Annotated in this window: 3 protein-coding genes; all 3 read right to left on the bottom strand. The window is 58.8% G+C overall.

The window, feature by feature from the left end; translation table 11 throughout:
• On the bottom strand, positions 1-1,007 hold a 1,007-nt coding region (locus AWB76_RS38590), incomplete at its 3' end, for an aromatic ring-hydroxylating dioxygenase subunit alpha (protein WP_061165322.1).
• 46 nt (positions 1,008-1,053) lie between these two features.
• The gene (locus AWB76_RS38585) at positions 1,054-1,365 is read right to left on the bottom strand and encodes a recombinase-like helix-turn-helix domain-containing protein (RefSeq protein ID WP_061165321.1); all 312 of its coding nucleotides are present in this window, start codon (positions 1,363-1,365) and stop codon (positions 1,054-1,056) included.
• A gap of 1 nt (position 1,366) precedes the next feature.
• Positions 1,367-1,681: a non-heme iron oxygenase ferredoxin subunit gene (locus AWB76_RS38580; RefSeq protein WP_061165320.1), complete on the bottom strand. Its 315-nt coding sequence runs from the start codon at positions 1,679-1,681 to the stop codon at positions 1,367-1,369.
• Between the last annotated feature and the right edge of the window lie 112 nt (positions 1,682-1,793).

The following is a 1,793-nucleotide window of genomic DNA, read 5'->3' as shown; positions in this document are numbered from 1 at the left end:
TGCGCGCGTTGTTTCATCAAGCGGCGTACGCGGGTAATGCCGACGTCGTGCTGATAAAGGAACTCGTGATCTACTGCATCAGGCGCGAGACCCTCAAGGATGGAACGGTCCTGCTCCAGCACGTTCCAGTGCAATCCCTCGAGGCGGTTGCGATACAGAAAGCGCCACGCGTCTCGCTCCCAACCTGAGACCTTGCGCGTGCGCCAGAAGAAGCACTGGCTGTTGTCTTCGTCGACCGGCGTGGCCATCGCCACGATGCCGAAGCTGCCGCCCGGGCCGAACTTCTTGGCATACGGAATCGCCAAGCGCATCCACAAGTTGCCCGTCTCGCCCAGTTCGACCCAGTCGAAGTTCACATCGCGCTGCCCGACCTTCTCAAACATCAGACCGCGCTCGGTCTTTCTCACCCGCATCTCTGCGCGCTTGTCGCCGTCTGCCATCGAGTGCGACACCGAATGCAGATAAGCACCGTGCATCGGGTCCATGACGTTGTCGATCACGTATTGGTAGTTCACCTTCCAATTGCCGACGCACAGAAACCTGGAATACTCCTCCGATGCCAGCTCTTCGGGCAGCTCCAATGGCGCCGGATCTCGGTGAGCCTCGTCTCCGAACCACAAGAAAATTGCGCCAGCACGCTCCTCTACCGGATACGACTTCACGCACTTGCGGCCCTCCAACGGGCAATCCGCAACCGCCGGCACATTGGTCACCGTCCCTTGCCCGTTCACCTCGACGCCGTGGTACCAGCATGCGACGCTGGTACCAAGATTCCAGCCCAGCGAAAGACGTGCGCCCCGATGCGGGCAACGGTCTTCCAGCGCGTGCACCTTGCCTTCTTGATCGCGCCACAGAACGATCTGCTCGCTCAGCCGCGTCACGCCCACCGGCGCGTTGCCCACTCGCCAGCTCGGCGAGACCGGGTACCAGTAGTTGCGTAACCCACGCTTGACCAGCGCTTGGGCAGCATCGACTTCTTGAGAATTCCGATCGACGGGGGACGACATGCAAAACTCCGAAGACTAATTTGTTAAAGGGTGAAGAGCCGCGCGCTTATTCGGCCAGCGCGTGCAGCTCGGCGGCCAGCGTCTCGGGTGTCCACAGACCACCGTGCGGCGTGCGAAAACCGACGCGATTCAACCCGTCGCTGACTTCGTGCAGTTGCAACGCTCCGTCGGCGAATACTTTCTCTAGCGCGTCACCGAAGTCGTTCTCGTACTGCGTCGGCTCCGCCTTACGCGCCTGCCATGGGAAATTCTCGACTTGGCCGGGCCGCTCGATCACGCCCTTGCCCGCAACGTTATTCGGCTGCGGTGCCAGCCATGGCTTGAGGAATGGATTAAAGTTCACGGTCACTTCCGACATGTCACTCCACCTTGATCTGGATTTCTTCACCGGCAAGACGCACCGCGTACATCTTCAGATCGCGTCCCCCGGGCTCTTTCAAACACTTTCCGGTTGGGATGTGGAAGACCGCTTCGTGCAAGGGGCACTCGACCGTGTCTCCATCAACAAAGCCCTGTGTCAGCAACGCATACGCATGCGGGCATACGTTCTCGATGGCGTAGAGACTTTCGCCGACCTTGAAGACGCCCACTTCTACGCCACGCCCCTTGAATTCAATCGGCGCGTCCTCAGCGATCTGATCTATGCGCCCAACGCTTTGCCACTGTTCATCCATTATGTGATCCTAAGGAACCGTTGTGTTCCGCTTATGAAACATCAACTTGCATATGGACATTATAGGGAAGCAACTCTGCGCCTCAAAAACAAAACTAGCAGAGTCAGGGAAA

Origin of the sequence: Caballeronia temeraria (assembly GCF_001544795.2) — a bacterium.
Taxonomy (GTDB): domain Bacteria; phylum Pseudomonadota; class Gammaproteobacteria; order Burkholderiales; family Burkholderiaceae; genus Caballeronia; species Caballeronia temeraria.
The sequence above is the reverse complement of the archived record's forward strand: the minus strand, read 5'-3'. Positions and strand labels throughout refer to the sequence as shown.

Excerpts from the sequence above, each read along its gene's own strand:
- AWB76_RS38585 (WP_061165321.1), bottom strand. The coding sequence starts at position 1,365 with ATGTCGGAAGTGACCGTGAACTTTAATCCATTCCTCAAGCCATGGCTG.
- AWB76_RS38580 (WP_061165320.1), bottom strand. The coding sequence starts at position 1,681 with ATGGATGAACAGTGGCAAAGCGTTGGGCGCATAGATCAGATCGCTGAG.